Origin of the sequence: Poseidonocella sedimentorum, assembly GCF_900116005.1 — a bacterium.
In the GTDB taxonomy this organism is placed as follows: Bacteria; Pseudomonadota; Alphaproteobacteria; order Rhodobacterales; family Rhodobacteraceae; genus Poseidonocella; species Poseidonocella sedimentorum.
On record NZ_FOYI01000002.1, the window covers coordinates 78858 to 98050 of the forward strand.

Annotated in this window: 20 protein-coding genes; 8 read left to right on the plus strand and 12 right to left on the minus strand. The window is 65.6% G+C overall.

Annotated elements, in window-relative coordinates; genetic code table 11:
• Positions 1-82: 82 nt before the first annotated feature.
• The 3 genes from BM353_RS03365 to BM353_RS03375 form a co-directional block, all read right to left on the minus strand.
• Positions 83-1882, minus strand: coding sequence for a methanol/ethanol family PQQ-dependent dehydrogenase (locus tag BM353_RS03365; protein ID WP_092076649.1), 1800 nt, complete (start codon positions 1880-1882; stop codon positions 83-85).
• A gap of 298 nt (positions 1883-2180) precedes the next feature.
• Positions 2181-3020, minus strand: a complete 840-nt coding sequence (fghA, locus tag BM353_RS03370) for an S-formylglutathione hydrolase (protein WP_218155461.1) — start codon at positions 3018-3020, stop codon at positions 2181-2183.
• Complete coding sequence (locus BM353_RS03375) at positions 3014-4141, minus strand: S-(hydroxymethyl)glutathione dehydrogenase/class III alcohol dehydrogenase (protein WP_092076651.1); 1128 nt, start codon at positions 4139-4141, stop codon at positions 3014-3016. Before BM353_RS03375 ends, fghA begins: the two co-directional genes overlap by 7 nt.
• Positions 4142-4291: 150 nt before the next feature.
• Here BM353_RS03375 and BM353_RS03380 point away from each other — a divergent pair, with 150 nt between their 5' ends.
• The gene (locus BM353_RS03380) at positions 4292-4900 is read left to right on the plus strand and encodes a hypothetical protein (RefSeq protein ID WP_092076653.1); all 609 of its coding nucleotides are present in this window, start codon (positions 4292-4294) and stop codon (positions 4898-4900) included.
• 7 nt (positions 4901-4907) lie between these two features.
• On the opposite strand, the gene BM353_RS03385 is transcribed toward BM353_RS03380, so the two are convergent.
• On the minus strand, positions 4908-5945 hold the full coding sequence (locus BM353_RS03385) for a quinoprotein relay system zinc metallohydrolase 2 (protein ID WP_092076655.1): 1038 nt from the start codon (positions 5943-5945) through the stop codon (positions 4908-4910).
• A gap of 151 nt (positions 5946-6096) precedes the next feature.
• Here BM353_RS03385 and BM353_RS03390 point away from each other — a divergent pair, with 151 nt between their 5' ends.
• Positions 6097-6903, plus strand: a complete 807-nt coding sequence (locus tag BM353_RS03390; protein WP_092076657.1) for a quinoprotein dehydrogenase-associated SoxYZ-like carrier — start codon at positions 6097-6099, stop codon at positions 6901-6903.
• A 13-nt stretch (positions 6904-6916) separates the two neighbouring features.
• On the opposite strand, the gene BM353_RS03395 is transcribed toward BM353_RS03390, so the two are convergent.
• The 7 genes from BM353_RS03395 to BM353_RS03425 form a co-directional block, all read right to left on the minus strand.
• On the minus strand, positions 6917-7282 hold the full coding sequence (locus BM353_RS03395) for a hypothetical protein (protein ID WP_092076659.1): 366 nt from the start codon (positions 7280-7282) through the stop codon (positions 6917-6919).
• Positions 7279-7947: a hypothetical protein gene (locus BM353_RS03400; protein WP_245759548.1), complete on the minus strand. Its 669-nt coding sequence runs from the start codon at positions 7945-7947 to the stop codon at positions 7279-7281. Before BM353_RS03400 ends, BM353_RS03395 begins: the two co-directional genes overlap by 4 nt.
• 42 nt (positions 7948-7989) lie before the next feature.
• Positions 7990-10239 carry a hybrid sensor histidine kinase/response regulator gene (locus BM353_RS03405; protein ID WP_092076661.1) on the minus strand — a complete coding sequence of 750 codons (2250 nt, stop codon included), beginning with the start codon at positions 10237-10239 and terminating at the stop codon, positions 7990-7992.
• Positions 10236-11396, minus strand: a complete 1161-nt coding sequence (locus BM353_RS03410) for an FIST N-terminal domain-containing protein (RefSeq protein WP_092076663.1) — start codon at positions 11394-11396, stop codon at positions 10236-10238. Before BM353_RS03410 ends, BM353_RS03405 begins: the two co-directional genes overlap by 4 nt.
• 5 nt (positions 11397-11401) lie before the next feature.
• Positions 11402-12130: a response regulator gene (locus BM353_RS03415; protein ID WP_092076665.1), complete on the minus strand. Its 729-nt coding sequence runs from the start codon at positions 12128-12130 to the stop codon at positions 11402-11404.
• Between the two features lie 234 nt (positions 12131-12364).
• A complete protein-coding gene (locus BM353_RS03420) occupies positions 12365-13075 on the minus strand; it encodes a DUF1045 domain-containing protein (RefSeq protein WP_245759549.1) in 711 nt (236 codons plus the stop codon).
• On the minus strand, positions 13072-13629 hold the full coding sequence (locus tag BM353_RS03425) for a hypothetical protein (RefSeq protein ID WP_092076667.1): 558 nt from the start codon (positions 13627-13629) through the stop codon (positions 13072-13074). The genes BM353_RS03420 and BM353_RS03425 overlap by 4 nt, the downstream gene beginning before the upstream one ends.
• A 167-nt stretch (positions 13630-13796) precedes the next feature.
• Here BM353_RS03425 and BM353_RS03430 point away from each other — a divergent pair, with 167 nt between their 5' ends.
• The 6 genes from BM353_RS03430 (at position 13797) to BM353_RS03455 (ending at position 17749) form a co-directional block, all read left to right on the plus strand.
• A complete protein-coding gene (locus BM353_RS03430; protein WP_092076669.1) occupies positions 13797-14408 on the plus strand; it encodes a ribonuclease D in 612 nt (203 codons plus the stop codon).
• A gap of 98 nt (positions 14409-14506) precedes the next feature.
• Positions 14507-15145: an LPS export ABC transporter periplasmic protein LptC gene (lptC, locus tag BM353_RS03435; RefSeq protein WP_245759550.1), complete on the plus strand. Its 639-nt coding sequence runs from the start codon at positions 14507-14509 to the stop codon at positions 15143-15145.
• A 19-nt stretch (positions 15146-15164) separates the two neighbouring features.
• Positions 15165-15641, plus strand: a complete 477-nt coding sequence (locus BM353_RS03440; protein WP_245759551.1) for an LptA/OstA family protein — start codon at positions 15165-15167, stop codon at positions 15639-15641.
• Positions 15641-16399, plus strand: coding sequence for an LPS export ABC transporter ATP-binding protein (gene lptB / locus BM353_RS03445; protein WP_092076674.1), 759 nt, complete (start codon positions 15641-15643; stop codon positions 16397-16399). The genes BM353_RS03440 and lptB overlap by 1 nt, the downstream gene beginning before the upstream one ends.
• A 279-nt stretch (positions 16400-16678) precedes the next feature.
• Positions 16679-17251 (plus strand): ribosome hibernation-promoting factor, HPF/YfiA family, encoded by a 573-nt coding sequence (gene hpf / locus BM353_RS03450; RefSeq protein WP_092076676.1) that lies wholly within the window; start codon positions 16679-16681, stop codon positions 17249-17251.
• A 33-nt stretch (positions 17252-17284) separates the two neighbouring features.
• Complete coding sequence (locus tag BM353_RS03455) at positions 17285-17749, plus strand: PTS sugar transporter subunit IIA (RefSeq protein ID WP_092076678.1); 465 nt, start codon at positions 17285-17287, stop codon at positions 17747-17749.
• Positions 17750-17768: 19 nt separating this feature from the next.
• Here BM353_RS03455 and BM353_RS03460 read toward each other — a convergent pair whose 3' ends face one another.
• Entirely contained in the window at positions 17769-19190 is a 1422-nt protein-coding gene (locus tag BM353_RS03460) for an FUSC family protein (RefSeq protein WP_092076680.1), read from the minus strand.
• Positions 19191-19193: the final 3 nt, after the last annotated feature.

Genomic DNA, 19193 nt, shown 5'->3' on the forward strand with positions numbered 1-19193 from the left:
GAGGAGGTCCTTTCTCGTGCCTTGTCGTGGATGTGCCGGCGCGGTGTCCGCACCGGCACGTTTCAGTTGAGTATCACGTCCCTCAGTCGGGGATCGCGAAGACCGTCAGCTGACCACCGAGGTTGGTGTAGTCGCTCAGGGCCGCATAGCCGCCCACGGCGCCCAGACCGTCGTTCGGGTTGGTCAGGCCGGCCGCGAGGCCGATCCCGGCCCAGCCGCCAACGCCCGACAGGATGCCGACAAACTGTTTGCCTTCATGGGTGTAGGTCATGACGTTGCCGATGATCCCGGAGGGCGTCTTGAAGCGGTAAAGCTCTTCACCCGTCTCGGCATCGATTGCCTTCAGGTAGCCTTCGAGCGTGCCGTAGAAGACGACGTCGCCCGCGGTTGCCAAAGCACCCGACCACACGGAGAACTGCTCGGGGATGGACCATTTGATCTCACCCGCGATGTTGTCCCATGCGATGAAGTTACCCATGCCGCCGTGGCTGTCCGGTGCGGGGTACATCGACAGTGTCGCGCCCACGTAGGGCTGACCTGCGGTGTAAGCCACGCGGAACGGCTCGTAGTCCATGCAGACGTGGTTCGTCGGCACGTAGAAGAGCTCGGTCTTCGGCGAGTAGGAGGCCGGTTGTTGGTCCTTGGTGCCAAGCGCCGCCGGGCAGATGCCGGTCGAGTTCACGTCTTCGCCGTTTTGCTCGGTCGAATACTCGGCCACCACGGCCGGACGGCCATAGGTGTCGGACTCCGGATCCATGTCGACGCCGGTGGTCCAGTTGACGACCGGGTCATACTTCTCGGCCACGAGAAGCTCACCGCTCACGCGGTCCATGGTGTAGGCAAGGCCGTTCCGGTCGAAGTGGGTGAGAAGCTTGCGCATCTCGCCATCAATTTCCTGCTCCGTGAGGATCATTTCGTTGATGCCGTCATAATCCCACTCGTCGTGCGGGGTCATCTGGTAGAACCACTTGGCAACGCCGGTGTCGGCATCGCGGGCCATGATCGTCATGGACCAACGGTTGTCGCCCGGGCGCTGTCCGGGGTTCCATGTCGAGGGGTTGCCCGAGCCGTAGTAGACGAGGTTTTCTTCGGCATCGTAGGAATACCAGCCCCAGGTCGTGCCGCCGCCGATCATCCACTGATCACCTTCCCAGGTGTTCACGCCGGAGTTCTCGCCCACGGGCTCGCCGAGATGGGTGGTGTTTTCGGGATCAACGAGGATGTCCTCATCGGGGCCCATGGAATAGGCGCGCCAGGCCATGGAGCCGTCTTCCATGTTGTAGGCCGTGACCGAGCCGCGCACACCGAATTCGCCGCCCGAGATGCCGACGATGATCTTGTCGTTGACCGGAAGCACGGTGGCGGTGTTGGTTTCGCCCTTGGCCGGATCGCCGTTCACGACGCTCCATTCCACTTCGCCGGTCTCTGCATCGAGCGCGACGACCGTGGTATCGGCCTGGTGCAGGAAGATCTTGCCTTCCGCATAGGCGACGCCCCGGTTCACCGTGTCGCAGCACATCACGGGAATCACGTTCGGATCCTGCTTGGGCTCGTATTTCCAGATGATGCGACCATCATCGTTCAGGTCGAGCGCGTAAACGATGTTCGGGAACGGCGTGTGCAGGTACATCGTGTCGCCAATCACCAGCGGCGAGCCCTCGTGCCCGCGCAGAACGCCGGTCGAGAAGGTCCATGCGACCTGAAGATCGCCCACGTTGTCCTTGTTGATCTGGTCCAGCTGCGAGTAGCGCTGGTTCTTGTAGTCGCCGGTCTGGATGACCCACTGATCGGGGTTGTCGATCTCGGCTTGCAGGCCCTCGTTGGCCGATGCAGACACCGCAGCGATCGCCAAAGCGGACGTTAGTGCGAGTAGCTTTTTCATATCTCTCTCCCTTGTGGTGAGACTTGTCACCTGACCCACCGGGCTGAATCCGGGGGATCAATCCATCGTCCGCTCAATCTCTCCTCCGGAGCGGACAAGTCGTCTGTCGTGAAGCGTCCTCCTTTTTCTCGTTCCGATCGCCGCGCGGGCGATCTGTGCTGCTGTCACCGGGTCTCCTCCGAACCGGTGACAGGCGTTGTGTCTCCGCCGCCTGGTCGGCCCCGCCTTGCGGGCGCCCGGCTTTGGTGAGTCGGGCCGGCGCTGCATACCAAGATATCCCGCCGCCGCCGCCTAGTCGTTACGACTTAAGTCGCTCTGCGTGCCAGGCGACATGGTCGCCGGCGAAGGTCGAGACGAAGTAGTAGCTGTGATCGTAGCCCGCCTGCATCCGGAACTGTCCCGGCTGGCGCCGCGCGGTCATCGCGCCGGCCAGTGCCTCGGGCTTGAGCAAGTCGAGGAACTGGTCATCCGCGCCCTGATCGATCAGCATATCTCCCTTCCAGCCCAGCTCCTCCAGAAGCAGGGTCGCATCGTATTGCGCCCAATTGGCCTCATCGTCGCCGAGGTAGGCCGAGAGCTGCTTGCGCCCCCAGTCGGACCGCGTCGGGTTGGCGATCGGGGCGAAGGCCGAGACCGAGGCAAAGAGATCGGGGTTCTTCATCGCGATCGTCAGCGCGCCATGCCCGCCCATGGAATGGCCGGTGATCCCGTGGGCCACATCGCCCGGCAGCAGATCCGCCACCACGCCGCGCAGATCCGAGACGATGTAGTCATACATCTTGAAATGCGGCGCCCAGGGCTCGCGCGTGGCGTTCACGTAGAACCCCGCACCCATGCCCAGATCATAGGCCTCGTCATCCGCAACGCCCTCGCCGCGCGGCGATGTGTCGGGGAAAACCACCGCGATCCCGTGATCGGCCGCGAATTTCTGAAAGCCGCCCTTGGTCATCGCATTCTCATGCGTGCAGGTGAGGCCCGAGAGATACCACAGGACCGGGACCGGCCCATCCGCCGCCTGGGGCGGCGCATAGACGGCGAAGGTCATGTCGCATCCGCAGGCGTCCGACCCGTGGCTGTACACGGATTGGACCCCGCCGAAACTGCGGTTTTCCGAGATGACCTCCAGAGGCATCAGAATTCCACCACGGCGCGAATGGATTTTCCGGCATGCATCAGCTCGAAGCCTTCGTTGATGTCCTCAAGCTTGAGCTTGTGGGTGATCATCGAATCGATCTCGATCTTGCCGTCCATGTACCACTCGACCATTTTCGGAACATCCGTGCGGCCCTTGGCGCCCCCGAAGGCCGTGCCCTTCCAGACGCGGCCGGTGACGAGCTGGAACGGGCGGGTGGAGATTTCCGCCCCCGCCGGCGCCACGCCGATGATGACCGAGACGCCCCAGCCGCGGTGCGAGCATTCCAGCGCGTCGCGCATGACCTTGACGTTGCCGGTCGCGTCGAAGCTGTAGTCCACGCCGCCGATCTGGTCGAAATCGGTCTTGGTGATGTCGACGATCGCCTGAACGGTGTTCTCGACCTTGGACGGGTTGACGAAGTGAGTCATGCCGAACTTCTTGGCCATCTCCGCCTTGTCGTCGTTGAGATCCACGCCGATGATCTTGTCGGCGCCCGCCATGCGGAGCCCCTGGATCACGTTGAGGCCGATCCCGCCGAGGCCGAAGACCGCCGCGGTCGCGCCGATCTCGACACCGGCGGTGTTGATCACCGCGCCGATCCCGGTGGTGACGCCGCATCCGATGTAGCAGATCTTGTCGAAAGGCGCGTCCTCGCGCACCTTGGCCAGAGCAATCTCGGGCATCACCGTGTGATTGGCGAAGGTCGAGCAGCCCATGTAGTGATAGATCGGCGTGCCATCGAGCATCTTGAAGCGCGTGGTGCCGTCGGGCATCAGGCCCTGGCCCTGGGTGTTGCGGATCGCGGTGCAAAGATTGGTCTTGCCCGAGAGGCAGGACGCGCACTCGCGGCATTCCGGCGTGTAGAGCGGGATAACGTGATCGCCCGGCTTGAGCGTGGTGACACCTTCGCCCACCTCAACCACGACGCCTGCGCCCTCATGGCCGAGGATCGACGGAAAGAGACCTTCCGGATCATCGCCCGAGCGCGTGAATTCATCTGTGTGGCAAATACCCGTTGCCTTGATCTCGACCAGGACCTCTCCCTTTTTGGGCCCTTCGAGTTCGACTTCCATAACCTCCAAAGGCTTTCCAGCCTCCAGAGCAACCGCTGCTCTCGTACGCACTGCGCAATCCTCCGTCACCTGCCATACAATGGCACATCAGGGGTAGCGTGTGCGATGGTCGACAAACAACTGAGACCTTGGTTGGTATTGAGACAAAGGGGATGGACCTGCGATTCCATGGGCCTAGATTGGAATACGGGAGGATTGATCATGGCCACGTTTCGCGCGCTTGCCGCCCTGTTTTTCGGCGCCGGCCTCGTGCTGCCCGCCGCTGCTGCAGATTTCTCCGACCCGACATGGCCCTGCATCCAGCGCAAGGTGGAACGGCTCTCGCCGGGGCTGATGTGGCCCGCGCCGCTCGAAGAGGTGACGCTCGCGCCCGAGGTCGAAAGCGCGGTCGAGGATCTCGTCGCGCGGCTCGCGCTGCGCCGCACCGAGGTCGAGGATTTGCAGCCGATCGTTTCCGACTTCACCCGCGAAAATGGCGCCGATCCGGCGCTTCTGGGCGAGGTCTTCTCCCGCGTCTTCACCCGCATGGCCCGCACCCGCAGCGCGATCATCAAGGGCATCGAAGACTATTCGCTCCAGCAGATCGCGCTGGCGGAGAAGATCGACGCCGCCCGCACCGAGATGACCGCGCTGATGCAGGCAGACGCCCCCGATTTCGACAAGGTCGACGCGCTCGAAGAGCAGGTCGATTGGGATGAGCGCATCTTCATCGACCGCCAACGCTCGCTTACCTATGTCTGCGAAACGCCGGTCCTGCTGGAAAAACGGCTCTACGCCATCGCACAACTGCTTCAGGACGCGCAGGGCTAGGCCCCGGTCATTCCCATTCCAGCTCGGTGAAGGCGACGGTGGCGTTGCGCGTGTTGTAGGCGTCAAAGAGCGCCCAGTGTCTGGCCTCGCTCTGACCGATCGTCTCCACCGCCTCGCCGATCCGCTGCCCCTCGGCAATCGCAGCGCGGGTATCGCCGGCCAGCCGTTCGAGATATCGGAATTGCGCCGTCCCGCCGTCTGGCCAGTCGAGCACCGGCCCCCCGTGGCCCGGCACGACACGTGCAAACCCCTCGGCCATGAGTTCCTCCATCACCGCCAGCCAGCCGCGCAGCGACCCGTCCAGCGCGGGGGTGTGGCCGTCAAACACCAGATCGCCAGCGAAGAGCGTGCCCGTTTGCCGATCAAGCACGGTCAGATCCGTGCCGGTATGGCTGGGCGGCCAGGCGCGCAGGGCAAGAACCCGCCCGCCGAGGTCGATCTCGTCCGCCCCGTCGATCGCGCGGCTGAGCCCGACGGCGCGCGTGCCGATCAGCGCGCCGGGCCCGAGCGTATTGCGCAGGCTCTGGAGGTAGTTCTCCACCCGGTCGGCCATGGCCCGGTCGTGGCGCGCATGGCCCAGGATCTCGGCCCCGGCGTCGGCAAAGACCGCCGCTCCGAGCGCGTGGTCGGGGTGGATATGGGTCAGGATGAGATGGCTCACCGGCAAGTCGCTCACCTCGCGTAGCGCGCGCCAGAGATCCTCGCCCACCGCTGCCGTCGTGCCGCTGTCGATCACCGCGATGCTCCGCGCACCGACGACAAAGCCAAGATTGGCCACGTCCCCCCGGTTGGCGGCGTCCGGCTCGGCAATCTCGCCCCGGTGGACATAGACACCCGGCGCGATCTGCCGCACCGCGAGCCCGGGCGCGCCCTCGGCGCAAAACGGCGGGCCACGAGGCACGAGACCCGGGGCGGACGGCGCGCGCGCCTCATCCAGCGCGGCGACGCAAACCGACTCCGCCGCATGGACCGGCCCCGGGATCAGCGCCTCGCGGCAGACCTCCGGTGCGCCTGCGAGGCAGAGCGTCAACAGCGTCTCGAACATGGTTTCCTCCCGGGCCGAAGCCCCTTGCTGCGGCGGCGCACACGAGAAGGTGATCGCGCCCCGACCAAAGGATTATACGGGGTGAGGCCGAAAATGTGCCACAGTTTCGCGAACGCACGCCAATCACCGAGCCAGTCGAGGAGGACAAGCCATGAGATGCGTTTTGGCCGGAGCGGCCGCTCTGGCGCTCGCCGCGGGAGCGGTGTTCGCGGAGGATCTGAAAAACCCGCTGACCGAAAGCGAGAGCTGGACAGACCTCAAATTCGATGTTGTCGGCGATGTCGCCCTGCGCGACGGCGGCCCGCTCTTCGAGGTCGAGGCCCCCTACCGCGCGCATGATGCCGCCACCGTTCCGATCCTGATCTCCCAAACCGACGCGGCCCAGACCATCGACCGCGCCACCGTGGTGATCGACGAAAATCCCGCGCCCGTCGCGGCGGAGTTCACCTTCGGGCCGGCCATGGCGCCGCTCGACATGGAATTGCGCGTGCGGGTGAACCAGTATTCCAACGTGCGCGTCATCGCCGAGACGGACGCGGGCGCCTTCATGGCCGGTCGCTTCGTCAAGGCGTCCGGCGGCTGTTCGGCCCCGGCGACGCGCGATCCGTCGCTCGCCCTGGCCAGCATGGGCGAGATGCAATTGCGCCATTTCACCCCCGAGCCGCAACTCTCGCGCCCCCGCCGCGAGGCCCAGATCATGATCCGCCACCCGAACTACTCGGGGCTCCAGCGCGACCAGATCACCCAGCTTTTCATCACCGCGCATTTCATCGACGCGCTCGAAGTCTGGCAGGGCGAGGAGATGCTCTTTACCATGACCGGCGGCATTTCGATCAGCGAAAACCCGGTGTTCCGCTTTGCCTACACCGACAACGGTGCGCCGGATTTCCGCATCCGCGCCCATGATACGGACGGCAACGTCTTCGAGCGGATCCTGCCCAAGACCGGCGAGATCTGAGGGCGCGCCGCCTTCAGAAACAGAGGATTTCGGCCTCCGCCTGCGCCCGGCGGAGATCGGCCACGATCGCGCGGGGCATGGTCGCGCTGCGGAACATCGACATGCGCTCGCCGCCGACCTGCTGCATCGACAGCACGGTCTCGGCCTGCACGTAGCGCTCATACGGCAGGATCGAGGCGATTGTATCGATCGAACAGGCGCATTTCTCCAGCACGTCCCGCCCCTGACCGTTCACCGCCATGCAGCCGAACACATAATCTGCGCGGGCCACGGTGGGGTAATCGTTGAGCTGCTCGGCGATGGATTGCGCCGTGGCGGGCTGGGCCCCGATGGCCAGAAGGCCGAGCCCGAGGGCCGCCGCATGCCGCAGGCGGCTCATGGCGCGCCCTCCTGCCCGAGGTAGGACATTTCCGAGTGGTAGATCCGCACGCCGCCCTCGCCGGGAACATCCGCCACGAGGCTATGATACCAGCCGGGCACGGCCTCCGACATGGTCACCTTGAGCTCCAGCGCGCCGAATCCCTGCATCCGCTCGGCATTGGGATCGCCCGCAAAGGGCCGCAGGGTCACGACCGTCGCAGGGGCCGCGGCGCCATCGACCATCACGGTCGTTTCGTCCATCTCACCCGGCTCAACGAGAGACGCCTTCACCCGGTTGCGGATGTAGAACGGGCTCCCGCCGGCGCTTTCGGCCATGTCGCGGACCACCGTCTCGACAAAATACATGATCATCGGATTGCCGACGCTTTTGGGAAAGCTGCCGAGGTTGCGGTATTTGCCATCCTGCTCAAAGCGCAGACGTGCCTCGGCCGGCTCCCCCTCGACGATGCGCAGCGCGATGCGCCCGGTGTCGCGCTCGGCGGTCTCGGGGGTCCGCGCGTTGCTCACGGCGCGCTCATAGAGCAGCGCGCTTTGATCGGGCAGCGCATTCAGCGTGCCCTCCCGGAACAGAAGCTCATAGACCTTTTCGGTCGTCGTCGCCGTGGCGGCCGAGCCAAGCATCAGGGCCGCGCAGAGCGCCAATCGGAACAAGCGGTGTATCATGAAAATCCTCCCGCGTTCATCCTAGCCCCGCCGCGCGTGAGGTCATGCGATACTTTGGTCTGAGCCCGCGCGCCGCCGCTCCGGCTCGAACCGGGTCTTGCGGGCGATGAGGCCGCGCAGATGGGTAAGGTTGACCGGCTTGGCCAGCACGCTGAAATCCTGTTGTTCGGCGCTTTCCATCAGATCGGCGGTCCGGTTGGCGGTGATGACCACCGCAGGCACCTCGCAGCCCGTCATCTCGCGGATCGTCTCGATGGCGTGGATGCCGGTGTCGTGGCCATCGAGCTGAAAATCCGCAAGAATGATATCCGGCGCCATGCCCATATCGCGCACCACCTCGACGGCCTCGGCGGTCGATCGGGTGGAGAAGGCCCCCGCGCCCCAGCTTTCGAGCTTGCTGACCATCGCGGCCAGCACGTCGGGGTCATTCTCGACCACCAGCGCCAGCAGGTTCATCCGCGTATCCGCGCTCACCACCGGCCCGATATCGGGCACCGGCGCTTCCATCTTGGGCGCCACGGTCTTCATCTCGATGGAAAACACCGAGCCGACCCCGGGCTTGGACCGCACGCCCACCTTGTGGCCCAGATGCCGGCAGGTCCGATCCACGATCGAGAGCCCAAGCCCCATGCCCGAACCGGGCGGGACGTTTTCCGCACGGGTGAACTCGTCGAAAATGCGGGTCTGGTCCTGATGAGAGATGCCGATGCCCGTGTCCCAGACCTCCAGCACAACGCGATCCCCACGGCGGCGGCAGCCGAGAAGGACGCGGCCCTTTTCGGTGTACTGGATGGCATTGACCACGAGGTTCTGGATTGAACGCATGAGATAGCGCGGATCGCTGTGGACCCAGACATTGCAGGGCACGACGTCGAGCTGCACCCCTTTCTCCCGGGCCATCACATCCTGATCCTGCGCCACGCTGCGCATCAGCGGCCCGAGGCAGAAATCGGTCGAGGCGAGCCCGGTCCCGGTGCTCTCCAGCCGCGAGATATCGAGCAGCGCGTGCAGCAAAGTCTCGATCGAGGCAAAGGAGCCTTCGAGCCGGCCAACCAGATCGGCGAGGGGCGTCTCGCGCGCGGAATCGGCAAGGGTGGAGATCAGCAGCTTGGCGGCGTTCACCGGCTGCAACAGATCATGGCTCGCCGCCGCGAGGAACCGCGTCTTGGACGAGACCGCGGCCTCGGCGGCCTCCTTGGCGACGCGCAATTCCTCCTCCACCAGCGCCTGTTTGTGCGACTGTTCGGTGAGCTGCCGGTTCACCTCGGTCAGCGCCGATGTCCGCTCCTCCACGCGCCGCTCCAGAAGCTCGGTGCTGCGCGCCTCCAGCGTGGTGTCGGCAATGTCGACGAGGAACCCCTGATCCGGCAGCAAGTGCAGGTGGATATCGAGAACGCGGCCCGCCACGTGGCGGATCCGGGCGCGGAATCGGCCAATCTCGCGCAGGCGCTGCCACCAGTCCCATGCCCCCTCCGCGCCGCTGTCGCCCCCGCCATAGTGGCGCTTGATGAAGGCGAGGATGTCGTCGAACCGCGTGCCCTCCTTGAGCAGCGGCGCGGGCAGGCCGAGCAGATCGCTGAAGCGCTGATTGTGGAGCATGAGCGTGCCGTCGCTGGAAAACGTGCCGACCCCGAGGCTCATGTGGTCCAGCGCCGATTGCAGGTAGTGGGCCTGCATGTCGATCAGGTGGTCTTTCTCCAGCCGGTTCTTGCGGACGATGTCCGTGATGTCGGTCTGGACGATCACGATGTTGTCCGAGGTGGTCTGCTGCTGGCTGAACTGGTACCAGCGATCGCCGGCCAACTCGATCATCACGTTCGAGAGCGCCCGCCCCCTGTCGCCCGCGCGCAGCTCCGTGAGCGCCTGCCGCAGGCCGCGGTCCCGGCTGACGAGGTAGTCGCTCCGGGCGACCGAGGCGACGTAGTCCTCCACGGGCAATCCCGGCGCGATCCTGCCGGAAATGTCCGGCAACAGATTGCGAAACAGATCGTTGAAGACCTGCAGCCGCCCGTCCTCGAAGAGCGCAAACCCGCCCTCCATGACCGAAAGCGCGTCTTCCAGCGTCTTGCGGCTGCGCTCCTTGTCGAAGCGCAGTTCGGCCAGTTCATGCGAGGCCCGTTCCAGATCGCGCGTCTTGGCCCAGACCTGCCCCTGCAACGAGATCGCCGACTGGAACGCGGCATAGGCCGAGTTGCCCACGTCATGCTCGCGCGTCGCGCGGCGGATGAGCGCGTCGATGATCTTGGCCTGCTTGGCGACCTGAACCTCGAGCGGATCCTCCGGATCGATCAATGCAGCTCCCTCCGTCTCGGCCGGAAGAAGGCCACACCCACGAAAGTCTGGTTCACATGCACGCCGTGATGCTGCTCGCCGTAGGTGTTGAACCCCAGAACGCGCGCGTTGCGCAAGATCTCGGAGACCGCCGCGCCCATGCCCTTTTGCTCGATCTCCAGCCGCCGCAGCACGCAGTCGAACCCGAGAATGAACTCCGGCGCGACCCCGCGCCCATCGTGCAGATCGAGCGCCTCTTCCATCGTCCGCAGGATTTCCTTGCCGGTGCCGAGCGTCATCAGAAGCCCGTCGTCGATCGCCGACAGGAAGGACAGCGTCTGGCCCTCGAGCACCTCCTGGATCGCGCGGACGTGGTAGGCGTCGTTGTTGCGCACCAGAAGCGGGTTTTCGGCGAAGACCAGCGGCGAGAGGTCTTCGAGCGCGCAGCCCACAAGCCGGGCGTATTCCTCCGCCGCCGGACTGCCGTTGATCTCCTCGGCGATGCGCCGATCGGCGATGGCCCTGGTGATGACGAGCTGCTTTTCGGTGGGCAGGAAATGATCGAAGCCGATGCCGACGAAATCGAGATCGGTCTCCAGCAGCAGGACAAGCGCCGCGTCGCGGGTGAAGCGGCCGTTGTGCAAGACGAAAGTCTCGCGATACTCCAGCCCGTCGCCCGCCGAGCCGCCGAAGACCGGGATATCCGCCAGCCCCGTCACCAGCGCCGACATCAGCAGATCCTCCTTGCGCGAGAGCCCGTCGGCGAAGGTCAACGCCAACCGGTTCCAGTTGGCGGTCTTCTGGAATTTCGCATCGAGCCGCCGCACATCCTCCGAGATCGTCTCGATCGAAAGCGGGTTGAGCGGCGCGATGATGCGGGACGCACAACGGAAATGCGCCTTGGGGAAGGACAGCGCGAGGAGCGTGTTGGTCGCATAGCCCTCGGGCGTGATCTGCCCCGCGGTGGTGCAGCCGAAGACCGACACCCCCGACAGATGCGCCGAAACAGCCGCCTCGAACGCAGGGCCGACAAGGCTTTCGGGGATGAAGATCAGGACGAAACAGGCTTCATTGAGGCAAAGCTGCGGGACAAGCTCCGCCACCGCCTGCGCAGGCGCCTCGGCCCCCGACAGCGCCACATGCACGACCGGCGGATTGACCTCCGAACCGATGTTCATCCCCGTCAGCTGCTCAGAAAGCTGCGCGCGTCGCTCGCCTGATCCGCCAGTTTGCCATCAAGGCTCGCGCTTTCCATCAGGACCGCCGCCTGCGTCCGGTTCTGGACCCCAAGCCGCCGCAGGAGCGCGGTGATATGCGCCTTGACGGTGGCTTCGGCGAGGGAAAGCTCATAGGCGATCTGCTTGTTGGGCTTGCCGGTGCAGATGAGCTTCATGATCCGCGTCTGCTGCGGGGTGAGGCCCGCGATCTTTTCGCTCGCGGCGTGAAGATCCATCGCCGTCGGCCCGCTCGAGGCCGGCATGTCCCGGAATTCGGTCGGCACATGGCGCCGCCCGGCACAGATCTCGCTCAACGCCGATTTGAGCTGGTCGACCGAGGCTTCCTTGGTCAGGAACCCCGCCGCGCCCGCGCTCATCACCGCCTGCACGACCTCCACGCTGGCCAGCGCGGAAATGACGACGATCGGCGTCTCCTGCAGCTTTTCGCGCAGCCGGACAAACCCGCTCACCCCGGTCACATCCGGCAATTTCAAATCCAGCATCACCAGGTCCGGCGCGAAGTCGGGCCCAATGTGGCCGAGCCCCTCTCCCAGGCTCGTCGCGGTCACGATCTGGCAATCGTCATAGAGTTTTGCCATCGTCGCAGCCAAAGCATCGCCATAGAGCGGATGATCGTCGATGATCAACACGCGCTCAACCCGGCTCGGAGATGCCTCCAACCGTTCATACTTCATGCTACGGTTCCTCCCCCGGCGGAGAATAACCGCGAATCTGCCTCTGAGGCAACACCGACGATCCCTGCGGCGCGCAGAAAGTCCAGACGACTCAGGTCGCTAGCTGTGCGCCGACCCTCACCGCGTGGCCGTAGCGGGGCCGAGAGGACTGAAAGATTCCGTTGGGTTAATCGTAGTCTGCACCTCGGCGAACTGGCTGGCAATTCGCCCGTTGGTATTGGTCTGCGCCCAAACTCACCCACGGAGCGGTACGCGCCGCAGCAAATGGAACATCCCGTCCTCATCCTCGCCGCAGAGCACGAGCGACCGAAGCGCGAAACCGGACGAGATGAGGGGGGCGAGCTCTGGCGCGAGCGCCTCCCGGAGCCGCGCTGCCGCCCGGGCGGGCAGGCGATCGGAGAGGGTGAGGTGGAACCGGAAGGTCTCCATCACGTGGGGGTAGCCCCAGCGGGCGAGATTGTCGCGCTGCGCAAGAGTGAGCCCCGGATGGGTGCGGCGGGCCGCTTCGGCCTCTGTCATCGGCGCGCGATGTGGGTCGAGCCCGCGCACGACCTCCGCCGCGAGCGCCTGAAGCGCGGGTTGCGGGGCAGTCGGGACAAGCGCGACGAACCGCCCGAGGCAGGCAAGCTCAAGCGGGATGGCCGGGACCGGGCCAAGGTTTTCGGCGAGATGCGCAAGCTCGGCCTGCAACGCCTCCGCCGTGCCGGTCAGGGCGAAGGGCGGCTTGATCGTCGCGTGGAACCCGTAGCGACGGCAGCGCGCCGTCGGGTCCACCTCAAACGGCGGAAGGCCGGGGATCTTGGGCCGCGCCACGCTCCGTCCCGCCGCGATGTCCCACCCGAGCCAGCCAGCCCCGAACGCCGCGAGCGGCCCCGGCTCGGGCAGGGCATAGACCGCGTAGCGGCGAAACCCCTCCAGCGGGGGCGGATCAGCAGGCCGGCTCACCACAGCGCCCAGTGCTGACCGGCGAAAGCATGGCCGAGAAAATGCACAAAGGTGGCGCCATAGATCACGGCGAAGAGCGCAAGCGCCAGCCGGGCCGGCAAGCTCCGCCATCGGCGCCACATCACCGCGATGCAGCCCGCGAACAGCACCCCCTCCAGAAGCCCTGCCCATTGCCCGTGGTGCGCGGCGTCCCAGAATGAGACGGGGCTATGGAAGGCCCAGTCGGTGAGCGGAAAGAAATGCGGGCGCGCGTCGGCGGCGTGGAGCGGAAGGTCGGTCAGAATATGCAAAAGCGCGGCCCCGGCGACGAGGGCGGGCAAGCGCCAGCGGAGGGCCCGCGTGCCCAGAAAAACCACGCCCCAGAGCGGCAACGAGTTGAACGCGGCGACCAGCACGGGCAGGGCCGGGCTCCAGGCCGCGCTCGTTCCGCGCAGGAAATGGCCGACGAAGAGAAAGAGATCGGGCAGGAGCGCGCCGAGCACGATCGCCCCGACCGCCGCCGGCCCGCCTTGGCCGCGACTGTCCCGGCCGAGAACGGCAAGCGCGAGGGCCATATGCGCGGGGGTGTTCAGCGATGCTCTCCTTGGCCCGTTTGCTCCGGCCCGCCCAGTTTGCCAGCGCCCGCGCCCGGCCGCAATCATCGGCGGCCCGGCAGGGCGATTGAATTGCCGCGCCGCGCGGCGTATGCCCGGGGAGCCGCAACCTTATCCGGACACAGACCTTGGCCAATCACCTGTACCAGAACGATCTCCCCGACGACCTTGACCTTGGCCCCGTTGTGGCCATCGACTGCGAAACCATGGGGCTCAACCCCCACCGCGACCGGCTCTGCGTGATCCAGATGTCGGGCGGCGATGGCCATGCGCATATGGTCCAGGTGGCCAAGGGCCAGACCGAGGCGCCCAACCTCTGCCGGATGCTGACCGATCCGAAAGTGCTGAAGCTCTTCCACTTCGGCCGGTTCGACATCGCGGCGATGCACAATGCCTTCGGCGCCCTCACCGCGCCAGTCTATTGCACCAAGATTGCCAGCAAGCTCATCAGGACCTACACCGACCGGCATGGGCTGAAGTTCCTTCTGCAGGAACTGCTCGACGTTGATATCTCCAAACAGCAGCAGATGAGCGACTGGGGCGCGGAAACCCTCACTACGGCGCAGCTCGACTACGCGGCCTCAGACGTGCTCTACCTGCACCGGCTGAAGGCGGCGCTCGACGCTCGGCTTGAGCGCGAGGGGCGCAACGCGCTGGCGCAATCCTGTTTCGATTTCCTGCCGACCCGGGCCCTGCTCGACCTCGAAGGTTGGCCCGAGATCGACATCTTCGCGCACTGAGCGCCCCAAGGCTCGGCAAGCTCCCGCCATCGGCCGCGCGCCCGGCTTCCAAGCGTGCCGGGCCCGGCCTATGATGCGTTGAGCCGCAAGGAACCCGCATGTCAGCCGCATCCCGCAGCACCGGCGCCAAGACCGTCGAACGCTATTCCCGATTCGTCGCCTGGGCCAAGGTGATTCTGCCGCTCGCGGCGCTGGCGCTCCTGTCGACGCTGTTTCTGCTGGCCAAGCCCAACGATCCCGAGAAATCCATCCCCTATGCCCGTGTCGATATCGAGGACCGCATCCGCGAGCCGCGCGTGACTGCGCCGCTCTATGCCGGCGTGACCTCGGACGGCGCGTCGCTGAGCGTGCGGGCGATTTCAGCCACGCCGGAGCCAGGCAGCGAGGGGACGGCGGATGTCGACCGGCTGAGCGCCACAATCGAGACCGCCGAGGGCCAGCGCTTCGAGCTTGAAGCCCCCAGCGGGCGGGTGCAGGACAGCGTGACCGCGCTGCTCGACGGCGGTGTGACGGTGCGCACCTCCGACGGCTACCGGATGGAGACCGAGGCGATCGAAAGCGCGCTCAACAAGACCTATCTCGCGACCCGCGACACGGTCCGCGCGGAGGGCCCGCTGGGCCGCCTCACCGCCGGGCGGATGGAGGTCACCACAGATGCCGCCGGCGGCGGGACACTGATGGTTTTCAACGAGGGCGTTCGCTTGATATACCTGCCGCAAGGCGATGAGGAGAATTGACCCCGTGAGATTTCGGCGCTTGGCAACATTGGTATTCGGCGCGGCGCTTTTCGGCGGCGCGGCTTTGGCGCAGGGCACGACGATCGCCTTCGGCACGATGGAGCGCGACGCCGATGCGCCGGTGGAAATCGTCTCCGATGAGCTGAGCATAAACGACGCCTCCGATACCGCCGTCTTCTCCGGCAACGTGGTCATCGCCCAGAACGACATGCGCCTCGCCGCACCGCGGGTGGAGGTCATCTACCTCGCGGATCGCTCCGGGATCGACCGGCTGATCGCGACGGGCGGCGTCACGATGGTGAGCGGCGACGAGGCCGCCGAGGCGGACCGGGCGGATTATTCGGTGGAGGCCGGCACGGTGCTGCTCACCGGCAACGTGTTGATGACGCAAGGCCGCAGCAGCCTCGTATCGGAACGCGCCACGATCAACCTCGACGACGGCACCGCGCAGATGGACGGCCGCGTGCGCACGATCCTGCAAACCGGCGAGAACTGATGCCCGCCGATGGATTCACCGTGACCGACGGCGACGCCGGCCTGCGCATTTCCAACCTGCGCAAGAGCTACAAGAAGCGGCTGGTGATCCGCGATGTGTCGATGGAACTGGCGCGCGGCGAAGTGGTCGGGCTGCTCGGCCCCAACGGCTCGGGCAAGACGACCACGTTCTACTCCATCGCCGGGCTGGTTGTGCCCGACAGCGGGCAGGTCCTGATCGACGGAATCGACGCCTCGCGCCTGCCGATGTACCGCCGCGCGCGGCTCGGGATCGGCTATTTGCCGCAGGAAATGTCGATTTTCCGGGGGCTCTCGGTTGAAGACAACATCGCCGCGATTCTCGACATCTCCGAGCGCGAGCGCCACAAACGGCGCGAACGGCTCGAAGAGCTGCTGTCGGAATTCTCGATCGAACATCTGCGCCGCGCCCCTGCCCTCGCGCTCTCGGGCGGCGAGCGGCGGCGGGTCGAGATCGCGCGGTGCCTTGCCGCCAACCCCAAATACCTTCTGCTCGACGAGCCCTTCGCCGGGGTCGATCCGATCAGCGTCGGCGATATCCGCTTCCTCGTCGCGGACCTCAAGAAGCGCGGAATCGGCGTGTTGATCACGGACCATAATGTGCGCGAAACGCTGGAGATCGTCGACCGCGCCTATATCCTGCATGACGGCCACGTGCTGATGAGCGGGAGCCCCGATGAGGTGGTGCGCGATGACAATGTCCGCCGTGTCTATCTGGGGCAGGATTTCCGCATTTCCTGACCGCGCCCCGGGACCGCCCGCGCCCGACGCACGCCCCCCTGCCCGCGCCCGCCATCGACCGTACGCTCCGCCGTCGGTGTTGACAGAGGCCACGGGTTTATCGCCAAATGCGTGTATGGGACTCAGACATGACCCTCACTCGATCACCGTCTCGCGCCTCCCGGCGCCCCCTTCGAGCGTTGGCCTGTCCGCGTCCCCCTTCGCCTCATCCCGACATTAACCAAACGAGCGGCGTACGGCATCGGCCCGTCACGCACAAAAACCGGAAAGGGAGACCGCATGCGCTATCAGATCACTGGCAAACAAATCGACGTGGGTGCCGCGTTGCAGACACACGTCAAATCCGAGCTCGACGAGATCGTTCAGAAATACGCAGGCCGCCCCACGGATGCGACGATCATCTTCTCAAAGAGCGGCGCGGAGTTTGTTTGCGAAACGGTGGTGCACCTGTCCACCGGCCTCACGGCCCAGGCCAAGGCGCACGCCCACGAGATCTATGCCGCATTCGACAGCTGCGCGACCAAGATGGAAAAACAACTCAGACGGTACAAACGGCGCCTGAAGGACCATCACAAAGAGCGCTCCCAGCCGGTTGAAGTCTTTGGCGCATCTGCCTATATCCTCGCCTCTGAAACCGAATCTGACGAGACCGAGCCAGAAACACTCCAGCCGATCATTGTCGCAGAGATGCAGACCAAGGTACCATCTCTTTCAGTGGGAGAGGCTGTGATGCAAATGGAGTTGGCTGGCGCCCCTGTGCTCGTGTTCAAGAACGAAGGCAACAGTGGCGTGAACGTGGTATACCGGCGCGACGACGGAAATATCGGCTGGATCGACGCGGCAAACGCTTGAGCAGACTGCAGCAGGCAACAAAAAGAAGGCACTATGGATTTATCCAGTCTATTGGGCAGCGATGCTGTCAAGATCATGCACGCGGTGTCGAGCAAGAAACGGCTGTTTCAGGATCTCGCTGAAATGGCGCACGATTGCTATGGCTATGACAGCACCCGCGTGCTTGAGGCTCTGATGGACCGTGAATCCCTTGGGCCGACGGGCGTGGGCAACGGTGTTGCCCTGCCCCATGCGCGGGTCAACGGCTGCGACAAGATACACGGCGTGTTTTTGCGCATCGAAAAGCCGGTTGACTTCGGCTCGGTCGATCGCCTGCCGGTTGACCTGATCTTTGCGCTCTTCGCGCCCGAGCCGTCCAATGTGGAGCATCTCAAGGCGCTGGCTCTGGTCTCGCGGACGATGCGGGACAAATCGGTCTGCGCCAAGCTGCGCGCCAATGCCGACCCGGCCACGCTCCATGCGATCCTGACCGAAGGGCCCGCGTCTCAGGCCGCCTGAGCCGCGCGACGCCCGCTGGTCAGGCCCGCCACGGCCCGAAGCCAAACATCATGAAATCCCGCGGATAGGCGGCGCGCACCGCGCGCTCGATGTCGCTGTCGTAGATCGCCGCCAGCCCCTGCGCCACCGCACTCTCGCCGTCCGTCGGCGACCACTCCGGCGCCGTCTGGCCGGTGGTCCGCGCCAGTTGCGGCAGTGCCTCCGGCAGGTCGTCCTCCCGCAAAATCGCATCGGGCGGCGCAAAGCGCGCGAACCCCTGCAACAGCCGTGACTGGCTGGCCCAATGCGCATCGGGCCGGAGCGCCGTCTGCCCGTTCAGTGCCTCCGGGAGCCAGCCGAGAAACGCAAGGAAGGCCGCGCGCAGCCGCTCCGGATCGGCCCCACCGCGCAGCCCGTCGACAAGCGGGATGCCGTGGTGCTCGCGCAGGTTTTCGATCATCGTCTCGGCGCTCTCGGGCCCGCCCGGCAGAAGCCGCTGATGGAACGCGCGATAGGCCCGGGCGACCGGGTGGCGCAGCACGGTGAAGCTCCGATGCCCCGCCCGCTGCCGCTTCCACTGGCGCAATTCCTTTTGCGACAACCCCTCCCGAAGCGGCGCGCCGTCCATTGCGGCAAGCCAGCGCCTGACACTCTCCTCCGGCCCCGACCGCACCGGCATGAAGACGAGCCCCGCCCCCTCGCTCACCACGTAATCGCGCACCGCCGCGCTGCGCTCGGTCTCGAAATCCGGGCGCTGGTCGAGGTCGAACCAGTCATAGCGCGCAAGTGCCGCTTCCATCTCGGCGGGGTTCTCCACCTTGTCGGATAGCGGGCCGGGGTTCTGGATCTTGGTCTTGCGGTCAAGCGCCGTCCGGGGCGTCGCGACCCCGAGAAACCGCGCGAGGCCGTTGATCACGTCGATATCGTGCAGTTCGTCATAGCGGATGTGAAACGCGGTCTGGCCGCGAAGCTTCAGCCCCCGCAGCAGCTCGGCATGAAACCCGGCCTGGGCCGCGCGCTGGCGCTCGAACTCGCCCGCGTCGAACCGGATCCGGCCGGCCTTGCGCTGCGAGACCTGCGTGAGCCGCCATTGCCCGGTCTGCTCGGCGATCTTGAGCGAGACATAGCTCTCCACCGGGCTCCGCGTCAGCACGATCTTGGCGCAGCGCGCATCGTCCAGCACCGGCTCCAGCACGCGCGGATCATGATCGTGGAAATAGCGAAACCCCGCGATTTCCCCAGGCCGGTTCCTGATCGCCGCGAGCAGGGTCAGCGGATCGGCATCGCGCGCCGCGCGGCTGATGCCCAGAAGCTCGCCGCGCCCTGGCGCGCCGATGAATTGCGGATTAAACGCCTCGCCGTGACTGGTCAGCCCATCAAAGCCATTGAGATTGGCTTCGAGGAAGTTCGACCCGGTGCGCATGTCGGCGAACAGCACGAAATACTCGAACGCCTTGCGCATTGT